At 43.6% G+C, this 21,938-nt stretch carries 19 protein-coding genes; 13 read left to right on the top strand and 6 right to left on the bottom strand.

Annotation, left to right across the window (positions count from 1 at the left end; translation table 11 throughout):
* Positions 1-15: 15 nt before the first annotated feature.
* On the bottom strand, positions 16-639 hold the full coding sequence (gene proQ, locus AB4486_RS18725) for an RNA chaperone ProQ (protein ID WP_017057223.1): 624 nt from the start codon (positions 637-639) through the stop codon (positions 16-18).
* 97 nt (positions 640-736) lie between these two features.
* On the bottom strand, positions 737-1,228 hold the full coding sequence (locus tag AB4486_RS18720) for a GAF domain-containing protein (RefSeq protein ID WP_017059689.1): 492 nt from the start codon (positions 1,226-1,228) through the stop codon (positions 737-739).
* 89 nt (positions 1,229-1,317) lie between these two features.
* On the opposite strand from AB4486_RS18720, the gene AB4486_RS18715 reads away from it, so the two are divergent.
* From AB4486_RS18715 to rsmF, 4 genes are all read left to right on the top strand, one after another.
* Positions 1,318-3,114, top strand: coding sequence for an ABC transporter ATP-binding protein (locus tag AB4486_RS18715; protein ID WP_017059690.1), 1,797 nt, complete (start codon positions 1,318-1,320; stop codon positions 3,112-3,114).
* Positions 3,115-3,168: 54 nt separating this feature from the next.
* Positions 3,169-4,452 carry a paraquat-inducible protein A gene (locus AB4486_RS18710; RefSeq protein ID WP_065585048.1) on the top strand — a complete coding sequence of 428 codons (1,284 nt, stop codon included), beginning with the start codon at positions 3,169-3,171 and terminating at the stop codon, positions 4,450-4,452.
* Positions 4,439-7,096: an MlaD family protein gene (locus AB4486_RS18705; protein ID WP_372118126.1), complete on the top strand. Its 2,658-nt coding sequence runs from the start codon at positions 4,439-4,441 to the stop codon at positions 7,094-7,096. The genes AB4486_RS18710 and AB4486_RS18705 overlap by 14 nt, the downstream gene beginning before the upstream one ends.
* 149 nt (positions 7,097-7,245) lie before the next feature.
* Complete coding sequence (gene rsmF, locus AB4486_RS18700; RefSeq protein WP_372057972.1) at positions 7,246-8,667, top strand: 16S rRNA (cytosine(1407)-C(5))-methyltransferase RsmF; 1,422 nt, start codon at positions 7,246-7,248, stop codon at positions 8,665-8,667.
* Positions 8,668-8,964: 297 nt separating this feature from the next.
* On the opposite strand, the gene AB4486_RS18695 is transcribed toward rsmF, so the two are convergent.
* Positions 8,965-9,873 (bottom strand): S1 RNA-binding domain-containing protein, encoded by a 909-nt coding sequence (locus AB4486_RS18695; RefSeq protein WP_372099266.1) that lies wholly within the window; start codon positions 9,871-9,873, stop codon positions 8,965-8,967.
* Between the two features lie 28 nt (positions 9,874-9,901).
* On the opposite strand from AB4486_RS18695, the gene AB4486_RS18690 reads away from it, so the two are divergent.
* Positions 9,902-11,257, top strand: a complete 1,356-nt coding sequence (locus tag AB4486_RS18690; RefSeq protein WP_017063834.1) for a hypothetical protein — start codon at positions 9,902-9,904, stop codon at positions 11,255-11,257.
* Between the two features lie 108 nt (positions 11,258-11,365).
* Here the strand turns inward: AB4486_RS18690 and AB4486_RS18685 are convergent, their stop codons facing one another.
* Both AB4486_RS18685 and AB4486_RS18680 read right to left on the bottom strand, forming a co-directional pair.
* Positions 11,366-11,851, bottom strand: coding sequence for a PaaI family thioesterase (locus AB4486_RS18685; protein WP_372118123.1), 486 nt, complete (start codon positions 11,849-11,851; stop codon positions 11,366-11,368).
* 159 nt (positions 11,852-12,010) lie between these two features.
* On the bottom strand, positions 12,011-12,898 hold the full coding sequence (locus AB4486_RS18680) for a putative PEP-binding protein (RefSeq protein ID WP_372118120.1): 888 nt from the start codon (positions 12,896-12,898) through the stop codon (positions 12,011-12,013).
* 207 nt (positions 12,899-13,105) lie between these two features.
* On the opposite strand from AB4486_RS18680, the gene AB4486_RS18675 reads away from it, so the two are divergent.
* Together AB4486_RS18675 and AB4486_RS18670 are read left to right on the top strand one after the other, a co-directional pair.
* Complete coding sequence (locus tag AB4486_RS18675) at positions 13,106-14,164, top strand: 3-deoxy-7-phosphoheptulonate synthase (protein WP_017059698.1); 1,059 nt, start codon at positions 13,106-13,108, stop codon at positions 14,162-14,164.
* 12 nt (positions 14,165-14,176) lie between these two features.
* Positions 14,177-14,659 carry a YajQ family cyclic di-GMP-binding protein gene (locus AB4486_RS18670; RefSeq protein ID WP_017063832.1) on the top strand — a complete coding sequence of 161 codons (483 nt, stop codon included), beginning with the start codon at positions 14,177-14,179 and terminating at the stop codon, positions 14,657-14,659.
* A 185-nt stretch (positions 14,660-14,844) separates the two neighbouring features.
* Here AB4486_RS18670 and AB4486_RS18665 read toward each other — a convergent pair whose 3' ends face one another.
* Positions 14,845-15,786, bottom strand: coding sequence for a bifunctional precorrin-2 dehydrogenase/sirohydrochlorin ferrochelatase (locus AB4486_RS18665; protein WP_017059700.1), 942 nt, complete (start codon positions 15,784-15,786; stop codon positions 14,845-14,847).
* A gap of 480 nt (positions 15,787-16,266) precedes the next feature.
* On the opposite strand from AB4486_RS18665, the gene AB4486_RS18660 reads away from it, so the two are divergent.
* From AB4486_RS18660 to AB4486_RS18635, 6 genes are all read left to right on the top strand, one after another.
* Entirely contained in the window at positions 16,267-17,295 is a 1,029-nt protein-coding gene (locus AB4486_RS18660) for an amino acid ABC transporter substrate-binding protein (RefSeq protein ID WP_017059701.1), read from the top strand.
* A 71-nt stretch (positions 17,296-17,366) separates the two neighbouring features.
* Positions 17,367-18,572 carry an amino acid ABC transporter permease gene (locus AB4486_RS18655; protein WP_017066316.1) on the top strand — a complete coding sequence of 402 codons (1,206 nt, stop codon included), beginning with the start codon at positions 17,367-17,369 and terminating at the stop codon, positions 18,570-18,572.
* 1 nt (position 18,573) lies between these two features.
* Positions 18,574-19,671: an amino acid ABC transporter permease gene (locus AB4486_RS18650; protein WP_017059703.1), complete on the top strand. Its 1,098-nt coding sequence runs from the start codon at positions 18,574-18,576 to the stop codon at positions 19,669-19,671.
* 22 nt (positions 19,672-19,693) lie between these two features.
* Positions 19,694-20,458 carry an amino acid ABC transporter ATP-binding protein gene (locus AB4486_RS18645; protein ID WP_017059704.1) on the top strand — a complete coding sequence of 255 codons (765 nt, stop codon included), beginning with the start codon at positions 19,694-19,696 and terminating at the stop codon, positions 20,456-20,458.
* Between the two features lie 282 nt (positions 20,459-20,740).
* Positions 20,741-21,406 (top strand): Bax inhibitor-1/YccA family protein, encoded by a 666-nt coding sequence (locus tag AB4486_RS18640; RefSeq protein WP_017057206.1) that lies wholly within the window; start codon positions 20,741-20,743, stop codon positions 21,404-21,406.
* A gap of 160 nt (positions 21,407-21,566) precedes the next feature.
* The gene (locus AB4486_RS18635) at positions 21,567-21,896 is read left to right on the top strand and encodes a TusE/DsrC/DsvC family sulfur relay protein (protein ID WP_017057205.1); all 330 of its coding nucleotides are present in this window, start codon (positions 21,567-21,569) and stop codon (positions 21,894-21,896) included.
* The last annotated feature ends 42 nt before the right edge of the window (positions 21,897-21,938 follow it).

Here is a 21,938-nt window from a genome sequence, read left to right as displayed (position 1 = left end):
GTAGGAGTATCTCCTTTAAGCGCGCAAGTGCTCCGCTTTAACAACCATTTGTAGGCCGTTTGCTAACTGAACACGCACATCTTCCTTATTGATTTCAACAATGGTCGCAGCCATGTTTCCTTTACCCATGTTCACATTTACTTCTTTGCCAGCGATGAATTCGTCAGCGTTCAAAGCGCGTGTTTCTACAGGCTTTTCTACTTTTGGTGCTTTAGGCGCTTGACGACGAGGCTGTTGAGCTTTCTTCGCCTTAGGTTTCGCTTTGCCTTCTTCACGAGCTTTTTGTGCTTGTTCTTTACGACGAGCCTGAACTTTCGCTTTGCTTTCTGCAAGTGTAGCTTTAGCGTGTTCAACGTGCTCTTCTTCTAGTGTGCCACACGCGTTGCCGTCTAGGTCAACACGTTCTGCGCCAGCTTTTACGCCGTGCAGGTAACGCCATGATGATGTGTACTGTCTTAACGCTGCACGAAGCTGAGTCTTACTTACTTTTTCGTCTTCATTTAGACGTTCAGCAAGATCTTGAAAAATACCAATTTTAAGTGGCTTCGCTTCACCTTCTAGAGTAAAGCATTTAGGGAAACATTCAGCAATATATGCGATAACTTCTTTGCTGTTTTTTAACTTTTCAGTGTTTTCCATGTGGGTTCCTGGTTTTTGCGGTTTTCCGCGAGCATTAAGAAAATATTTTTACGTATTATAGAGAGATGCTTGGGAAAAACCACAGTAAGAGAATAATTTATGCCTTGTTCGCGTGCGAATTAAGCAGCTTTTCCACTTCTGCCATGAAAAATGTCAATCCGTCCTCGTCAATTTGAGAAAAACGACCAACATTTGGGCTATCAATATCAAGAACGCCCGCGATTTTTCCGCCAATCGAGAACGGAATAACGATTTCTGAGTTACTTGCAGCGTCACAAGCGATGTGACCTTCGAACTCATGAACATCATGAATGCGCTGAACTGTATTCGTCGCAACCGCAGTTCCACACACACCACGCCCGACCGGAATTCGCACACAAGCAGGTTGACCTTGGAAAGGGCCCAGTACAAGTTCGTCTTTTTCCTTAGCTAAATCCTGCTTCATTAAATAGAAACCCGCCCAATTCAAGTCATCCAATTCCATGAATAATAATGAACTGATATTAGCAAGATTAGCAGTTAGATCGGTTTCTGATTCAATTAATGCAACGGCTTGTTTGGTTAAGCGTTGGTAATGTTCTATTTTCATATTAACTTCCAATTAAATTGAGACTTCCATTATCAAGAGAACGCAGTAGAATGCGGCCATCAAACTAAATAGGACTTATTCTCATTACAATGAACAATTCAGAAGACACTATTAGCCGTTCTTGGTTAATAACTCAAGTAAAAAAACACAAGTCCAAATTACTGTTTGCTAACATTATTGCCATATTTGCAACTCTCATTAGTGTCCCTATCCCGTTGCTCATGCCATTAATGGTTGATGAAGTATTACTCGATAAGCCCGCTTCAGGCTTAGAGATGATGAACCACCTACTTCCATCTTCATTACAAACACCGACTGGCTATATAGCACTAACTTTGTTGTTAGTGATTATCATGCGCTCCGTTAGCCAAGCGTTGAACATTCTGCAAGGGCGTCAGTTTACGCTTGTGTCCAAAACAATTACCTATCAAATGCGCAGCAAGATGATAGATAAGCTTGGTCGCATCAGTATTAGACAATACGAAACCAAAGGCAGCGGCGGTATCAACGCCCACCTAATAACAGACATAGAGACAATAGATAAGTTCATTGGCTCGACTCTTTCTAAATTTATCATCAGCTTCCTGACCGTGTTCGGTACAGCGATCGTGCTGTTGTGGCTAGAGTGGCGTTTAGGGTTGTTCATTTTACTGGTCAATCCTGTTGTGATTTATTTCTCCCGTAAACTAGGCAGCAGGGTCAAACACCTTAAGAAATACGAAAACCAATCTTTTGAGCGCTTTCAAAACCGTTTGGTGGAAACCTTAGATGGCATTTACCAACTGCGCGCGGCGAATAAAGAACGTATCTTTCTCGATGAACTTAAGGTTCAAGCAAACCAAGTAAGAATCGATGCAGACAAATACGCTTGGCAATCTGAAGCTGCTGGCCGTGTTTCGTTTCTGCTGTTCTTACTAGGTTTCGAGCTTTTCCGTGCCGTCGCTATGCTAATGGTGTTATTCAGTGACTTAACCATTGGTCAGATTTTCGCGGTATTTGGCTACTTGTGGTTCATGTTAGGCCCGGTCCAAGAGCTACTAGGGATTCAATTCTCTTGGTATAGCGCGAAAGCGGCACTACAACGCATCAACGATCTTCTTCAGTTAGAAGAAGAGAAGCGCCCTATCAGTAAAGTGAACCCATTTACTGAAGATCAAGAAGTGACAGTTGACATCGAAGACGTTACATTCTCTTACACATTAGAAAACACTGTTTTAAATAGGCTATCGCTGCACATCCCTGCAGGTAAAAAAGTCGCTTTGGTCGGTGCGAGTGGAGGGGGTAAATCTACGTTAATCCAGTTGCTGATTGGGGTTTACCAAGCAGACTCAGGTTGCATTCGCTATAACGGTGAAACAACCGATGACATCAGCTTTGATGTAATACGCAATCAAATTGCCGTTGTTTTACAACAACCTATACTCTTTAACGATACATTAAGGCATAATCTGACCCTTGGTGCTGAATACGACGAAATGTCGTTGTGGCGTGCGCTTGAAGTCGCTCAAATGCAAGATGTCATCAAGCAACTGAGCAATGGCTTAGATACACAAATTGGTAGGAATGGCGTTCGACTGTCTGGTGGTCAACGACAACGCTTAGCAATAGCTCGTATGGTGCTGAGCAATCCTAAGTTTGTTATTCTTGATGAAGCGACATCTGCACTCGATACAGCAACAGAGTCAGCACTGCATAAAGCGTTGAGCGAGTTTTTGAAAGATCGCACAACTTTGATAGTGGCTCATCGATTATCAGCGGTGAAACAAGCCGATCTAATCTATGTTTTAGAAGATGGACAAGTCACACAGACGGGAACACATGGTGAATTGGTTGAACAACAAGGACTCTATCAAACACTCTACGGTAGTGTGCAATCGCACGCCTGATGTTTGTGGCTCTGAGTCTTTAAGTCGGGTTGCTAACCTAACTTACGTTTCAACTTGGGAGGTCGCGTGACCTCCCCATCCGTAACCAACCCTTTATCAACAAAACACCAATGCGACAGCAGCTCAGTGCGTCTTTGCCAGGGCTGCGAACTTCCCGTAGATAAAATGGACATCCCTTTAGGGAAATCAGCTTACTGCCCAAGATGCGGAACTCAGCTTTATAGAGGCGGTACCCCTAGCCTCTCTGGAAACCTAGCAATCGCAATTACCTGCTTATTGCTGTTTATCCCATCGCACTTTTTTGAATTCATCAGTATTCGCCTGATTGGCGTCATGATACCCGCGACGTTACCATCGGGTGTTTTTACCTTAATGGGCGAAGGCTTTCCTCTACTTGGTTTGCTGATCCTGTTCTGCAGTTCGATCGCTCCGTTGCTCGTGTGTACATCGGTACTCATTACCCATTTATCATTGCGATTCAAATTTTTTACACCATTTAGGTATGCGTTAGCCATCATCCAGACATTAAAACATTGGATGATGTTGGATGTGTTTCTGGTAAGTTTGGCGGTCTCATGTTTCAAACTGCAAGATTACTCAGATATTTTTGTCGGCCCTGGATTGGTTGGCCTCATTCTTCTGCAGCTTTTCAGTGTATTGTTGGTAAGCCGCATCAGCGTGCGTCGCTACTGGGAAGCTTGGACAAAAGAATCTGACTACTCATTTACTGAAAGTAAGAACGTACACTGTCACAACTGCCACCTATCTCAACCGGATGGGCATACTTGCGTGCGTTGTCACCATGACTTATACCACCGCAAGCCCTACTCTATACAGAAGACATGGGCACTGTTGTTTGCCGCATCAGTGGCTATTGTGCCAGCCAACGTCATTCCGATTTCTATCCTTATCACCAACGGACAAAGGCTAGAAGACACAATAATTTCCGGTGTCGCGTCGCTAATAAATAGCGATATGTATGGCATTGCAGCGATCATTTTCATTGCCAGTATCGTCGTTCCCGTCGCGAAAATACTGGGCCTCGCGTACATCTTAATCTGTATCAAGATGAAGCGTACGATTTACCACAGACAACGTATGACCATCTATTTCATCGTGAAATGGGTGGGAAAATGGTCGGTTATGGATCTATTCGTTATTTCGATCATGATGACCTTGGTCGACCGCGGACAAATTTTAAACTTTACACCAGGTTATGGTGCAGTCGCTTTTGGCGTCGTGGTTGTTCTCACGATGCTAGCAGCGGAAAGCTTAGATCCTAGGCTAATTTGGGATAACTACACCTCTAAAGATGAGTCAGTGAATGAACAACGATAACCAATCACAAACGTCATATTCACCAGAAGTAAGGAAAAACAAAGGCATCTCACCTTTGTGGATTCTGCCGATATTAACCGTCGCCTTAGCCGGTTGGTTGGTCATGAAATCGATACACGATGCTGGGCAACGTGTGCAAATATACTTCTCAGATGCCGCAGGTTTAGTCGCAGGTCGAACAACGATTCGTTACCAAGGCTTAGAAGTGGGTATGGTGCGCGACATCACTTTATCCAAAGATCTATCGAGCATCTATGTCGATGCAGACATCTACCCTGAAGCGAAGAAGCTACTCTCAAAAGGCACTCGTTTCTGGCTTGTAAAACCGACAGCAAGTTTGTCGGGTATCTCTGGGTTAGATGCACTTGTTTCAGGTAACTATATCGCTATACATCCTAGCGAAACTAAAGAAGAGCCAGAAACCGTTTTTCAGGCTTTAGAGTCGTCCCCTTCTGATTTGCTGGCTTCTGAAGGTCTAAACATCTCATTGACGACCAAAGATCTAGGTGGTGTGTCTGTTGGCTCTCAAATCGTTTATCGTAAAATCCCCATTGGTGAGGTTTACAACTACCAGCTAAACGACAACGCTAAATCCGTAACCATTCAAGCGTCAATTAAAGATGAATACAGCCATATCATTACCGATCAAAGCCGTTTTTGGAATGTAAGTGGCTTAGGTGCCAGTATTGGCTTTTCTGGTGTTGATGTTCGCTTAGAGAGCCTAAGTGCATTGCTTGGCGGTTCAATTGCGGTCGACTCTCCAGGAGAAGGCCAACCGGTTGAGATGAATACTAAGTTCAAACTCTACCCAGATCTGAAAACAGCGGGTCGAGGTATCTCTATCAAGATTGCCGTTCCCGATGATAATAAAATCAGTGCAACGGGTGCTCCGATCATGTATCGCGGCATTGAAATCGGTCAAATCACTGATTTATCGCTAAGTGAAGGGCGTGAAAACGTCGTTGCATCTGCCGCTATCCAACCGGCATTCAGTGACTTTTTAAACAGCGGCAGTAAATTCGTTCTAGAAGAGGCTGAATTGTCGCTTACTGGCATGAAAAACATTGCCAATTTAGTGACAGGTAACTTTTTAACCTTGGTACCGGGTGAAGGTGAAAAGGCGCGTCGATTTACTGCAATCCGCAAAAATGAATTCAGTCAGGAACAAGAGAAATCCGTTGCGATTCGCTTAACGTCGAACAATTCGTTCGGGTTAGATGTCGGTACACAACTTCTCTACAAAGGCATTGCCGTTGGCTCTATCATCCATGTGGGATTAGTTGATGGTGTTGGTACGGGCTCTGAAAAACACGAAGTCTTCATGGATGCACTTATCGATAATGAGTATGCGCACCTTATCAAAAGCCACAACCGTTTCTTTGTGACAGGTAGTGCGACTGCAGAGCTAACCGAATCAGGCTTGAGTGTTACGGTCCCACCAGCAAAACAGCTTCTTACCGGCTCGATTAGCTTTGTGAGTGAAGGTAAATCTGAAGCTCGAACGGACTACCAACTTTTCCAAAGTAAGTCGTTAGCAGAAATTGCTAAGTTTAATCAGTCTGGTTCAAAGACACTTTCTTTGTTTGCCAGTGAGTTACCTTCAATATCTAAAGGCAGCCCACTCCTCTACCGCAACCTACAAGTGGGTAGTATTTCTGATTTTCAGCTTGCCGACGGTGGCGTAAGAATCAAAGTCACAATCGAAAATCGTTACACGCACTTACTCAACAAGCACACTGTTTTCTGGAACCGATCAGGCGTTGAGGTTGATGCGTCGCTATCGGGTATCAGCATTAAAGCGGCACCAGTTAAAACCCTTATCCAAGGCGGTATTGCTTTTGACTCTCTGCCAGGAATCGACAACAAACTTGGTGATGTGTGGAAGCTTTACAAAGATTCAAAATCTGCCCGAAAGTTTGGCCGCGCCATTACTATCACCTCTTCTGGCGATCAAGAAGTCAGCAAGGGCATGGCGATCAAATATCAAGGTGTCACTGTTGGTGAGGTTACTTTAGTGATTCCGAACTTCAACAAGGGCGGTATTGAAATTACTGCGCGTATTTTACCTGAGTACGTCGACAAGATTGCCGTGACGAACAGTCACTTCTGGTTGGCAGAACCTGAGATTGGCCTTAATGGCATCAAAAACGTCTCTGCGCTGCTCTCTAAACACATCAACGTAGACCCGGGCAAAGGTGAAAGAAACACGAAATTTGAGCTTAGCAAAGGACCTGTGCAGCCTGAAGGCAAGATATTCCAACTGCAAAGCGAAACGCGCGGCTCAGTATCTGAAGGTACACCTATCCTATTCCGTGAACTAGAAATTGGCAGTGTTATAGATGTTCAGCTGGGCGAGTTTGCTGATCGCATCATATCTACGATTCAAATAGAACCTGACTACGCGTATCTAATCCGCGCAAACACCGTGTTCTGGAACGTGTCGGGCGTCGATGTCTCTATCGGCCTGTCAGGCGCAAACATCAAAGCCGGAACGGTAGACAGCTTGTTAAGAGGTGGTATTACATTCTCAACGCCACCGACAAATGAACTTCAACCAGTAGCAAGCGAAGATCAGTCTTTCTACCTCTATCCTCAAGCCGAAGATGAGTGGAAATCATGGAGAACCGCAATTCCTCGTCCATAGAGTGAACTCTCTGACGTTTCTGGAAGATTAATTCTTCATCAAAATGCAGCCATTAGGCTGCATTTTTGTTGTTTGCTGCAAATATGGTTTAGGACGGCCTCATTTTGCTTTAAACTCCCCGCATTAATGCAATAAATCGAGATACTCTTTTGCACGCTAACGTATATATTCCTGAAGAATTCCTAACGCACATCGAAGCAATCATGCCTAGTCATCTAGATATGGCTTCTTTTGTTGCGTCATGCCAAAAACCACTTCGTAAAAGTATTCGAATCAACACATTGAAAATCAGTGTTGAAGACTTCCTAGTACGAGCAAAAGAGAAAGGCTGGGAACTGGAACCTGTACCTTGGTGTGAAACGGGCTTTTGGATTACAGCGGACGAAAGTGAAGCGCCACTAGGTAATACGGCAGAACACATGTCTGGTCTTTTCTACATCCAAGAAGCCAGCTCGATGATGCCACCCTCGGCACTTTTCCAAGGCGAAGCTGATTACCAAGCGGTGCTAGACACTGCGGCTGCACCCGGCTCTAAAACAACGCAAATCGCTGCGCTAATGAATAATCGCGGTGTATTGGTTGCCAATGAGTATGCAGCAAGCCGTGTGAAAGTCCTTCACGCTAACATCGAACGTTGTGGCGTTCGTAATGCCGCTCTAAGTAACTTTGACGGTCGAGTTTTTGGTGGTTGGTTACCAGAACAGTTTGATGCTGTGTTGCTAGACGCACCCTGCTCTGGCGAAGGTACCATTCGTAAAGACGCCGATGCGATGAAGAACTGGACGTATCAATCTGTGGTCGATATTGCCGACACGCAAAAAGATCTGATTGAAAGTGCATTCCATGCTCTTAAACCTAATGGTGTTTTGGTTTACTCAACGTGTACGCTTAGCACCGAAGAGAACCAACAAGTGTGTCATCACTTAAAAGAAACCTTTGGTGATGCGGTTGAATTTGAATCTCTTGAATCACTATTCGACAACGCAAAAGCAACCACGACAGAGGAAGGCTTTCTACACATCTTCCCTCAAGTTTATGACTCAGAAGGTTTCTTTGTTGCACGTATCCGTAAATTAGCGTCTGTTACTCCACCAGAAGTTAAAAAACGTATGGGTAAATTCCCATTTGAAAAAGCATCAAAGAAAACTCAACAAGAAGTCGCTGAACAACTAATGAGTACTCTCGATATCGAATTGCCAAGCGATACTCAGGTTTGGATTCGCGACAAAGACGTTTGGCTATTCCCAGAAGCGCTAGAGCCTATGATCGGTGAGTTCCGTTTTTCTCGCATGGGAATCAAGATCGCCGAAACCCATAAAAAAGGTTACCGCTGGCAGCACCAAGTGGCGACAACGCTTGCAACAGGTAATGAAGCTAATGTTGTCGAGCTAAGCATTGAAGATGCTCGTGAATGGTTCATGGGACGCGATGTTCGCCCTGAAGGCTTGTCTGGCAAAGGTGAAGTACTAGTGAAGTACAACGGTGCAATCATCGGCCTTGGTAAATGGGTTGGCAACCGAGTGAAGAACGGTTTACCACGCGAGTTAGTGCGCGATAAGAACCTATTCTAAAGCTTTCTCCCTGTATACAGCTAGATAAACAAAAGCCCAAACAACGTTAATTGTTTGGGCTTTTTCTATTCTATCGGCCATATAAGTCAGTGTGCGAGCGCTTGTAAATCAACAACTAATTACATAAATATCAATTCAAGCCACTATTTCCAAAAAGAAAAATCGCACTTTAGAGAATCTAAACTAGACTTCAATCTAACAGTCAAAAGATTAAGACGATTAGCGTAGGCTCTTCGGAGCCCTTTCCCCTAAGCCCAAACAGGAAGGTTTGGGCTTTTTTTTGACCGAAAGGACCGCTTACTTAACTAAGCTGATACCTTCTTTGTCGATAGTGATCTTGCCAGATTTGTATAGACCACCAATTGTCTTCTTGAACGTACCTTTGCTGGTTCTGAATGCAGAGAAAATAACTTCAGGAGAAGACTTATCATTCAAAGGCAGGTAACCGCCTTTCTTCTCAAGCAGGTCAAGAACCTTAGTGCTTAGGTCATCCATCTTAGCCACACCAACCTTCTGAAGAGACAAATCAATCTTACCGTCTTCTTCACGAACGTTTTTAATGTAGCCTTTTAGTGTTTTACCAATGAACAGCTTACCGATGATGTCAGATGGGAAAACCATACCCCAGTGTTCACCGTTCACGATCGCTTTGTAACCCAATTGGCTGCGCTCAGCGATAATGAGATCAACTTGCTCATTTTGCTTATAAGTAGCAGGCGTGTTGTCTAACCATTTGTTGAACTTCGTTGTACCAACGATACGGCTCGATGCTTTATCGATATACACATATACTAAGATTGACTGGCCTTCGTTTAAACGGCCACGCTGCTCGCTGAAAGGAACAAGAAGGTCTTTACCTTTCACGCCCCAGCTCATGAATGCACCAGTGCTGTTAACACCTTCAACCGTCATCAAACCAAACTGGCCTACTTGAGCGATTGGTTTTTCAGTGGTTGCAGCGATCTGGTTGTCAGAATCAATGTATAAGAAAACATCTAGCTTTTGACCAATTTCAACACCTTCAGGAGTAAATCGTTTCGGCAGCAACACGGTTCCATAGTCGCTCGCGTCAAGGAATACACCGAAGTCTGCTTGTTTTACTACTTCTAAGTTGTTTATTTGACCAATATTAATCATCAAGGTTGTCTCTACTTTAAATTTGGCGGAGATTATACGTGATCTCTGATATGCTTTCGCTAGTTTCATTCATATTTTTACATTCTAGGAGACATCGTTGATCACCGTTGATAAACAAGATGCGATAACACTCAAAATTAACCATGCCATGGCTAAGACCAAAAAGCTCGACATGGACGTTTATCTATTCATTCCCGGTGAACTTGGACTGACTCCTGAAGTGCTTTCTGAAAGTGCCTTTTTCTACAGCTCAATCACTCAAAAACGTGCCTACTATAGTGACAAAACACTTTTACCTTTGGTACACAGTCGCTTGGCAAAACGTGGACGCTTATCTACAACACAGTATCGTGTCAGTTTGAGTCTGTTTGCCTACCAATATGTTATCGCGTTAGATAAAGCAGTCAGCAGCTTAAATAAAACTGATAGTGACGACGTAACGGCTGATGAAGTAGATGAAGTCATTGAATTGGCTTTAGATATCTTGAAGAAGCTACGCCGAAGCATCCCTTACGAAGAAAATCTCAAGCGCTACTACGCTAATATCGATAACTACCTATCTTGGTATACCGAACAAAAGTTCCTATCGCTAGTTTCACACATGCCACGAGGTAGTGAGTATTCAACGATTAAAGAACGACTCTTAACGCTTTGTGATAAAGAGACCGCGCACCGTAAACTGAACCGCTACAACTCAGCAAGAGTTCGAGAGGACGTTACCCGCTTGAGTAACAAGATGCGTTTGCTGCGTCGTTTGATTGAACACCCTATCGTGCTTAAAGAAAAGACAACGTCGATGGGTAAGAACGTTAAGCGTGCCGTGAAAGGCATCGCGACCGGTTTGGTGATGGTTGTCGTGACCACTACTGTGATCTTGGCTCGTGACTTTCTTGGTGAGATTACCGCCTCTTTCATCGTGGCAATGTCTTTCATTTACGCACTGCGTGAGATCTTTAAAGATGACTTGAGAGACATCCTTTGGCGCTGGCTGCGTAAAGGCAAGCCAAAATGGAAGCGTCGTTACTATGATCCAACGACCAACAAGTCAGTAGGCCATAAACTGGAATGGTTGGACTACGCAAATTTTTCTAAGCTTGCAGATCGCATTCAGTCGATCCGTAAAAAGCGTGTGGTACAACGTGAAGAGCAAATCTTGCATTACCGCTCTCATACTGAGATGTCGACATCGACCTTTATGAGTGGTTATGAGGAGACTCGTGAAACGTTATCGATCAGCCTAAGAGCGCTGACACGGTTGATGGATAAAGGCTCAAACAAGATCTACCGCTTGAATGAAGGACAAGTGAGCCGCGAATCAGTAGAAAAGCGTCATCTTCTCAACCTGATCATTAAAGAGAACAACCATGATAACGAACCAACCTACTACCGTTGGAAGATCGTTATGAACCGTTCAAAAATAGTTGATATTGAGCAGATCACTCAAGAGTCATAGAGCCGTTATAAAGTTCTCTATAACGGTATGTGGAAACCATTCACATACCGTTGTTTTATCTCTTCAACGTTACCCATGACTTCTAAACCAAAATCTATTATTTAATCGCTATTTTCTTGAAGGGACTTTCTTAATTGAAAGCGTAAGCGTGAACTCCGCCATCAGCTCGTCACCATGTAAAGATGGGCAAGTCGCGATAATGGTTACGGGTTGATTGACCCGTTCTCCGGTCGACATGGTTTCTGCCAGCATAGTGTTGATCAGCTCACCGTCGTTACAAGTGAAATGCACATCACCTTCAGGGCGCTTCAAAAAGTTACCCGTCACCTCTTTAAAAGCCAACGAGATCTTTTCACCTTGCTGCTGAGATTTGCTCATCGCAAGAAACCCACCCGCGACATCCGCACCTACAGCCAAAACGCCAAAGTACATACTGTTAAGGTGATTCTTAGTACGCCTTCTAAGCGGGATTTTCACTTCAACATGTTGGTTGTCCAACGCGAGTAGTTTTGGTCGGCACAACCAGATAAGTGGGACTTTGAAAAAGCCAAACATGCTTAAGTAGAAATTTGCTTTTTGTAGAGGGGTCAACATTCGAATTACCTAGCCAAGTTAGTCATCAGACCAGTTAATCGACTAGCGATAAGAATGTCAAAAAAATGTTATAAAAAAGAGATATCATCGCACAATGATATCTCTTTCATTCTCAAAGCATTAGCGCCTTAAGTCGGCTTATCAGGCAAGCTAATCGATTTACGCAGTCACGACCGTTTCTACGCATTCAAGATCAGCTATGTAACCTTGTAGACGTGGGTAATCCACTAAGCCTTGAGTTACTAGCAGCACTGGCTTCTTCGCGTTCAGGGTTGCTTTAACAATCATATCCAACAAGGTAATAACCGCTTCGTTTTGTGGATCAAAAGCGTGCTGCTGAGCTTCATTGTGTTTGTCTACGCCTAAAGTGAAAGACGCTAAGCTATCAACGTTTACCACTACACCATCGAAGTAATGCAGTAAACGTTCGCTCAGTAGCACTGCAGACGGCACATCGCACGAGAACAGTACTTTCAAACCGTTAAGGCCGCGTGGTAGCCCTTGCTCGGCAAGCAGGTCAATAATCTTAGCGGCATCGCTTAACGCACGAACGTAAGGCACAACTACTTCAACGTTGATGCCCTGCTCACGTAATGCCTTAATAACCTGACATTCTAAAGCGAAAGCCTTGCTGTATTCTGGTGTCGCGTAACGAGCAACGCCACGAACACCTAGTGCAGGGTTAATCTCTTCAGCTTCACAGTTCCCGCCAAGTAGCGAACGGAAGCCATAGCTGTCTGCACTACTTAATGCGATACGAACAGAAGTGTGATTTGGCTGAACGGCAGCTTGAATGGCAATCACTAAGGTCGAAACAAAATGCTCATCGACAGTTTTATCGCCAAGGATCGCATCTAAAGACGTTTTTTCAATATCAGTCAAAGTATCTAAGTGACTCTCGATACTTGGGTGATAAAAGACACGATCCATCACCAATTCTGATAGTGAAACGTATAAGTGGTTGGAATTATTATTATCGTTATAAGAAGGCAGCACATCACCTAAGACAAGTTCTGGGTGCAAAGTGCTTTGATTTTCTTGAGTCATTGCTGCTCCAGCATTTTTATGTTGTGTTCAAACGAAAATACCGATAGCTGCCTGTTAATACAAGTGAAAATCCCTTATTTGACGCTGGCCTGCTGATAAAAATAAGAATATTAGCAATAACTGAGATAACTTTGACTCAATAGAGTTTATTCCTCTGTTCAATTCCGTTATCTTAACCACTTCGCAATAGAATAAAAAAGCTATCACATGCCATTAAAAACTGATGAGTTGAGAACCCAAGCTCTGGGTCCTATGCCAACTCCTGCCGAACTAGGCAATGCACACCCTATTACTGACGACGTTGCTGAGCGCATTAAAAATTCTCGCCGCCAAATCGAAGATATCCTAACTGGTCGTGATAACCGCCTATTAGTTATCGTAGGCCCTTGCTCTGTTCACGATACAGATGCGGCACTTGATTACGCTGAGCGCCTAAGCAAAATTCAAGACCAGTACAAAGATGAACTGTTCGTTGTAATGAGAACCTACTTCGAGAAGCCTCGTACTGTTGTAGGTTGGAAGGGTTTGATTACAGATCCTAACCTTGATGGTTCATACGCACTTGAAACAGGCTTGAACAAAGCTCGTAAGCTTCTGCTAGATATCAACAAGCTTGGCCTAGCTACCGCGACTGAATTCCTTGATATGATCACAGGTCAGTACATTGCAGACCTTATCACTTGGGGTGCGATTGGCGCTCGTACAACTGAATCTCAGATTCACCGTGAAATGGCTTCTGCACTGTCTTGCCCTGTTGGCTTCAAGAACGCGACCAACGGCAACATCAAGATTGCTATCGATGCAATTCGTGCAGCACATGCTTCACACTACTTCTACTCTCCAGATAAGAACGGCCGCATGACGGTTTACCGTACTTCTGGCAACCCATACGGTCACGTTATTCTACGTGGTGGTGATAAAGGCCCTAACTTCGACGCTGAATCTGTAGATACTGCATGTAAGCAACTGGCTGAATTCGATCTACCTCAACGTTTGGTTGTAGACTTTAGCCACGCTAACTGTCAGAAGCAACACCGTAAGCAGTTAGAAGTTGCACAAGACATTTGTGAGCAAATTAAATCTAACAAGAACCAAATTGCAGGCATTATGGCAGAGAGCTTCATTATTGAAGGCAACCAGCCAATGACAGACATTAACAACCTAGAATATGGCAAGTCGATTACTGACCCATGCCTAAGCTGGGAAGATACTGCAACAATGCTAGACATGCTTGCAACAGCAATTAAAGATAGAAACTTAGCTTAAGGAAACAACACAATGCCATCATTTGACATTATCTCTGAAGTAGAAGCAGTAGAACTGCGTAACGCAGTAGACAACGCAAACCGTGAACTATCGACTCGTTTCGATTTCCGCGGCGTTGACGCAAGCTTTGATTACAAAGATGAATCAGTAAAATTGACTGCTCAAGACGATTTTCAACTGAAGCAAATGCGCGATATCCTTCGCAGCAACCTAACGAAGCGTAATGTTGATCCTAACGCGATGGAAGCGAAAGCGGCAGACCAAACAGGTCGCACTTGGCACCAAACGGTTATCTTTAAGCAAGGCATTGAAACTGATGTCGCTAAGAAGATCGTTAAGCTAATCAAAGACAACAAAGTTAAAGTTCAAGCTTCTATCCAAGGCGACAAAGTTCGTGTTACTGGTAAGAAGCGTGATGACCTACAAGCTGTTATGGCTCTAGTTCGCGGCGGTGAACTTGGTCAACCTTTCCAGTTTGACAACTTCCGCGACTAATTATTGAGTTTGAGCGACCGCCTATTTGGGTTGCTCATTCATCAGCACAATGTCGTGTTTGAAATAGCAAAAAGCCACTTCTCGAAGTGGCTTTTTATTTATCTGGTCCAGCTTTAGTTTTATTCCGAGCCTCTAGCCGATTTCAAACAACCAGAAAGCTCTCATTTCAACTAGAAGCAATTACCTCAACTGAGTACTTGGGCTGCTGACAATTTTAGATCTTTGCCGACCAACAGATTAAACTCTACGCTTGCTGGTGGAATAAACACACACACTCGTAATTTCTCTGCTCTTGCTTGCTCAAGCTTTGTTGATAGCTCTCCGCTGTTGGCGTAGCTCTCTCTTTCTGCATCTCGGCGGCACAGGTCGATAAATTCAAATGGACAATCGCTCGGTGAAAGTACGAGCTCTGCCTCCTGCATCAAACGTAAAGCCTTCATAGACAACAGCTCGACATCTTGCTCGAATTCAATCCAAGTGACCTGCCCTTCGCTATCAATGCCTTCGGTTAGCGCTTGCTGGTAGTAAGACTCTAACTGCTCTCTGTCATTCACCTGCTCGATAAAGCTGGATGACAAGAAACGCTCCCAAAATTTACGACGCTCGTCGACGGTTGGGAATGACTCTTTGATTGAATTGCGTTTTGATGCACCGAAGTCTGCTATCAAACCTATGTTTTGTGGCAATACCGTTTCGAGTTTTTCTCTGATATTTCTTACTAAAACAGGTGATGCCCCGCCACTAGAGATGGCAATTTGGATTCTGCCGCGATTTATCATCGAAGGTGTGATGAAGTCGCAGTAAGGAAGATCGTCAACCACATTGACTAAAATGCCCAGTTTTTTCGCATCATTATACACTTGGTGATTCAAGCTTGGGTTGTCTGTTGTGGCCCAAACCTGCAAGTAATTTTTCGATATGATCTGTGACGAGTAAAAGTTTTGAACCCAGTGAAGCTTGTTCTCGTCCACAAGCTGCTTTAAGTAAGGCGCTACCTTGGGAGACACCAAAGTCACATCCGCTCCCGCTCGTAGTAAGCTATCGACTTTACGGCAAGCAACCTCACCCCCACCAACCACTAAGATTGGCTTATTTTCTACATCCAAAAACATTGGGAAATAACGCATGTTCTTCCTTGAGACTACTTCAATAACTATTCAGCCATGCTACCAAATTTGGAGCATATTCATAACTATCGAAGTGTAATAAAAATATTTATTGACCAAATTTCAACATTTCTTAAGTTTAATATTTCATCATTGTGATGTTTATTCAGAATATTTATCTAGTCGATTATCAATATAAAAATCTAAATCTCGTTGCACCAACAGTGTGAACCGTTGCACTATTTACATTCACTTAACATTTGGTCATTCTAATTGTGTTCGGATTTGTGATTTCATTCAAAATTCTTTTTAAATTATACATTTGTGAAACTACGGATCCTTTCCTAACCTTATAAACAGTTGTTTAAATCGCACACAGTTTCATTTGCAAAATGCAACTCGTTTAATTTGAACAACAAGGTCATAGAAAACGCAACACATAAGAGAAACTCAAACGAGCACGAGTATCAGGTGTCACCTGGTTAACAAGGAAGGATACAAATGACAAATAAACTAACACTTCTTGCTTCAGTAGTAGCTGCATCAACTGCGATGATGGCAACATCGGCATCAGCGGCAGAAAGCACTCTGGACAAAGTCACATCTCAAGGTTTTCTAACTTGTGGTGTAAGTACCGGTCTTCCAGGGTTCTCTAACCCTAACTCAAAAGGTGAATGGGAAGGAATTGATGTTGAGTATTGTCAAGCTCTTGCAGCGGCTGTACTCGGTGACAAGACTAAAGTTAAGTATGTACCTCTAACAGCAAAAGAGCGTTTTACTGCGCTTCAATCTGGCGAAATCGACGTACTATCTCGTAACACAACATGGACATTACATCGTGACACTGCTCTAGGTCTGAACTTCGTAGGCGTTAACTACTACGATGGTCAAGGCTTCATGGTTAAGAAAGAACTTGGCCTAACAAGTGCTCAAGAGCTTGATGGCGCTTCTGTATGTGTTCAATCAGGTACAACAACTGAACTTAACCTAGCCGATTACTTCCGTAACAGTGGCATGTCTTACAAGCCAGTGGTATTCGATACGGCAGCACAAACATCGAAAGGTTTCGACGCAGGTCGTTGTGACGTACTAACAACTGACCAATCTGGTCTATACGCACTTCGCCTAAACCTAGCTGATCCTAAATCTGCAGAAGTACTTCCTGAAATCATCTCTAAAGAGCCTCTAGGCCCTGTTGTTCGTCAAGATGATGATCAATGGTTTAACGTTGCTAAGTGGACACTTTCAGCAATGATTAACGCGGAAGAATACGGCATCTCCTCTAAAAATGCAGACGAAATGCTTAAGTCAAAAGATCCAAACATCAAACGTATTCTTGGTGTAGACGGTCCTAAAGGTAAAGGCCTTGGCATTCGCGACGACTGGGGTTACCAAGTAATTAAGCAAGTTGGTAACTACGGTGAGAGTTTTGAGCGTACTGTTGGTACAGGTTCTCCACTTCAAATCTCTCGTGGTGTAAATGCATTATGGAATGCGGGCGGCTTTATGTACGCTCCACCAATCCGTTAATAAATTTTCAAGCATCAATTAGGGCGGAGTTTTCCGCCCTATTTATTAAATGGATTTGAGGTTATAGTAGTATGAAACCTAATGAAACTATTTCTCCAGCTCAGGCAAAGCCACAGCCCAAAAGTGCCAACTTATTTTACAACCCCACTTTTCGCTCCATCATTTTCCAAATTATCGCCGTCGGGGCGCTTTGTGCTTTCTTTTACACGATTGTAAATAATGCACTCACAAACTTAGATTCCCGTGGTATCACCACTGGTTTTGATTTTCTCTCCCAAGAAGCTGGTTTTGGTATCGGCTTAACACTGATTGAATACGACGAGACCTTCTCATACGGTCGTACATTCTTTATCGGTCTTCTCAATACCGCTTTGGTTTCAGTACTCGGCATCATGCTAGCGACAGTGCTGGGCTTTAGTATGGGTATCGCTAGACTCTCTTCAAACTGGCTAGTTAGCCGATTTGCAGCTGTCTACATTGAGATATTCCGAAATATCCCTCTGCTATTACAAATCTTTTTCTGGTATTTCGCCGTTCTACAAGCCTTGCCTTCTGCTCGTCAAAGTATGAGTCTAGGTGAAGCAATTTTCTTGAACGTACGCGGGTTGTACTTCCCTGCTCCAGTCTTTGAGCAAGGCAGTAGCATTGTCATCGCATCATTGATTGTCGGTATTATCGCTACGTTTATTATCAACATCTGGGCTAAGAACAGACAGAAACTGACCGGCCAACAAACACCGATGTTGCGAATTGCAGCTGCGTTGATTTTAGGCTTACCGTTGATAACTTACTTTGTTATGGGCATGCCTATCTCTGCAGATTACCCTGTGTTGAAAGGGTTTAACTTCAAGGGTGGTGTTACGATAATCCCTGAGCTTGCTGCATTGATGCTCGCTTTAAGTATCTATACAGCAGCGTTCATTGCTGAGATTGTTCGTTCAGGTATTAACGCGGTAAACCATGGGCAAACTGAGGCTGCGATGTCTCTAGGCATCCCACGTTCTAGAACTCTAAAGCTTGTCATTATTCCACAAGCATTAAGAATCATTATCCCACCACTAACCAGTCAGTATCTAAACCTGACCAAAAACTCATCACTTGCGATGGCCATTGGTTATCCTGATCTTGTCTCTGTATTTGCAGGAACAACACTTAACCAAACTGGACAAGCTATCGAAGTAATCGCGATGACAATGGGCGTCTACCTAACCTTGAGCCTATTAACGTCCGCTCTAATGAACATATACAACCGCAAAGTAGCGTTGGTGGAGAGATAAGATGAGTACACATCAATTTCAACCTGATCTTCCGCCTCCAGCGAATACCGTTGGGCCAGTCGGTTGGTTAAGAAAAAATCTATTTAATGGACCTATTAACAGCGTCGTCACTGTGATTCTTGCTTACTTTGCTTTCACCCTATTATGGGCAATAGCGGATTGGGCATTCATCAGTGCCGACTGGATAGGAACCACACGCGATGCCTGTACTAGCGAAGGCGCTTGTTGGGTTTTTATCAGCGTTCGTTGGGACCAATTCATGTATGGCTTCTACCCAGAAGCTGAACTGTGGCGACCTCGCCTCTTCTACGCAACGTTGGCCATTTTTGTAGCCTTACTGGCTTATGAAAAAACACCTAAACGTACGTGGATTTGGTTGTTCTTCGTCAACATCTACCCATTTATCATTGCCGGCTTGCTATACGGTGGCGTCTTTGGGTTAGAAGTTGTTGATACCCATAAATGGGGCGGCCTATTGGTTACACTGGTCATCGCACTTGTTGGTATTGTAGTGTCACTCCCTATTGGTGTTGCACTTGCTCTTGGGCGTCGCTCAGAGATGCCGATCATTCGCAGTATGTGTACCGTATACATCGAAATTTGGCGTGGCGTACCGCTCATTACAGTTCTATTCATGGCTTCAGTAATGCTGCCACTCTTTTTATCAGAAGGGACAGAAACCGATAAGCTCATTCGAGCACTTGTAGGGGTAGTTCTATTCAGTGCAGCCTACATGGCCGAAGTAATTCGAGGTGGTCTACAAGCAATACCAAAAGGCCAATACGAAGCAGCTGATGCTCTGGGGTTAAGCTACTGGAAAAAGACTGGGCTTATCATTCTACCTCAAGCTCTTAAAATCACGATTCCTTCAATTGTGAACACCTTCATTGGTTTGTTTAAAGATACCAGTCTTGTTTTGATTATTGGTATGTTTGATGTACTAGGAATTGGCCAAGCCGCGAATACCGACCCTGAATGGCTTGGGTATTCAACAGAAAGTTATGTATTTGTCGCGTTAGTGTTCTGGGTGTTTTGTTTTGGCATGTCGAGATATTCGATATGGCTAGAAAACAGACTTCACACCGGTCACAAACGATAATTAACAAGATCAAGGACGTATTATGACGCAGCAGACAGAAAACAACTCTCAAGGTCTTATGATCGAGTTGAAAGACATGAACAAGTGGTACGGTGAATTCCACGTACTTAAGAACATCAATTTAGAAGTTAAAAAAGGCGAGAAAATCGTTATCTGTGGCCCTTCAGGCTCTGGTAAATCAACGATGATCCGCTGCATCAACCGATTAGAGGAGCACCAAAAAGGTCATATCTTCGTTTCAGGCAATGAATTAACGGAAGACCTAAAGAACATCGAAGCCGTGCGTAGAGATGTCGGCATGTGTTTCCAACACTTCAATCTGTTTCCACATCTGACGGTATTAGAGAACTGTACTCTGGCTCCAATCTGGGTCAAAAAGATGCCAAAAGAAGAAGCCGAAGCGATTGCAATGAAGTACCTAGAGCGCGTAAAAATCCCTGAGCAAGCGGACAAGTTCCCAGGTCAGCTTTCAGGTGGTCAACAGCAGCGTGTAGCTATCGCTCGCTCTTTGTGTATGAACCCTCAAGTGATGCTGTTTGATGAGCCAACGTCGGCGCTCGATCCAGAAATGGTTCGTGAGGTGTTAGACGTAATGGTTGAGCTTGCAGAAGAAGGCATGACGATGCTTTGTGTAACGCACGAGATGGGCTTTGCTAAAGAGGTCGCGGATCGCGTTATCTTCATGGATGCCGGTGAAATCATAGAAGAGAACAACCCTGTCGATTTCTTTGAAAACCCACAATCAGACAGAACGCAGAACTTCTTAAGCCAAATCTTACACCACTAATGTGTTATGATGCATAAACTACAGAGGCGGCTTAGGTCGCCTCTTTGTTTTCAGTGTTATAATTAGTTTTTCAAGATTATAAACAGCGATTCAGTGCGATTAAAATTGAACAACGAACCTTAACTGCACTTTAAGAAATACTTTGTTACACCTTCAGAAACACTTAACCGACTATTTTGATTATTATTTTACGTATACAAGAGGAATGAGAGACTTGATTTTTCGAACTTTCACCCCCATAAATGTACTAATAACTATTGAAGTCACCTTACGAGGAAGATTATGAACAGCCCTATGTTTTCACGCACAGCATCTCAAGAAAGTGCTCTGCAAACCAATAAAGTGTTGCGTAACACCTACGCATTACTGTCTATGACACTACTTTGGTCTGCTGTTGTAGCAGGCGTATCCATGGCGATGAACCTTCCTCGCCCGGGTCTTATTATCATGCTAGTTGGCTTCTACGGCCTACTTTTCCTAACAGAAAAGAACCGTGACAACAGCATGGGTCTAGTCTTCACATTCCTATTTACAGGTTTCTTAGGCTACACCATCGGTCCAATCTTAAACATGTACGTTGGCGCAGGCATGGGTGATGTCATCCTAACTGCACTTGGCGGTACAGCACTGGCGTTTATGGGCGCATCAGCTTACGCACTAACAACTAAGCGTGACCTGTCGTTCCTTAATGGCATGCTATTAGCGGGTTTCGTAGTACTACTTGTAGGTATGGTTGCAAACATCTTCCTACAAATGCCTCTACTATCATTGGCAATGAGCGGTATGTTCATCCTGTTCTCGACTGGTGTTATCTTGCTTACAACGCAAAACATCATTCGTGGCGGTGAAACAAACTACATCTCTGCAACGATCAGCTTGTACGTATCGATCTACAACATCTTCATCAGCCTACTAAGCATCCTAGGCATCATGGGCAGCGACGACTAATCGTTCCCATCATTGAAGAATATCTAGCCCAAGAGCCTACCTCTTGGGCTTTTTTGTATCTATAAGTACGATATTTCATTGGATAGCTACAATTTCTGTTGAGAAAGACAAACTTGGTCATGTACCCTATCCGCATAGTTAATTGGATTCTGGATTAAACATGTTTGAATATAACGGCAAGCAAATCGAAACCGACGCTCAAGGCTACCTATTGGATTACACGCAATGGGAAGAAGGCATGATTGAAATTCTTGCTCAAGACGAGGCGATTGAACTTACAGATGCACACTTAGAAGTCGTACATTTTGTAAGGAGCTTTTACGAAGAGTTCAACACCTCACCAGCGGTTCGCATGCTCGTTAAAGCAATGGAAAAAGCTCACGGCCCAGAAAAAGGCAATAGTAAGTACCTTTTCAAGTTATTCAAAAAAGGCCCTGCAAAACAAGCGACCAAGCTCGCCGGTTTACCTAAACCAGCAAAGTGCTTGTAAAACCTAACCCGCTTTAGTTCATTAAGTTACGTTCAATATAAA

Source organism: Vibrio sp. 10N.222.55.C6, from assembly GCF_041473395.1.
GTDB lineage: Bacteria > Pseudomonadota > Gammaproteobacteria > Enterobacterales > Vibrionaceae > Vibrio > Vibrio crassostreae_C.
Note: the sequence above shows the minus strand (reverse complement) of the source record. Positions and strands in the feature narration are given on the sequence as shown.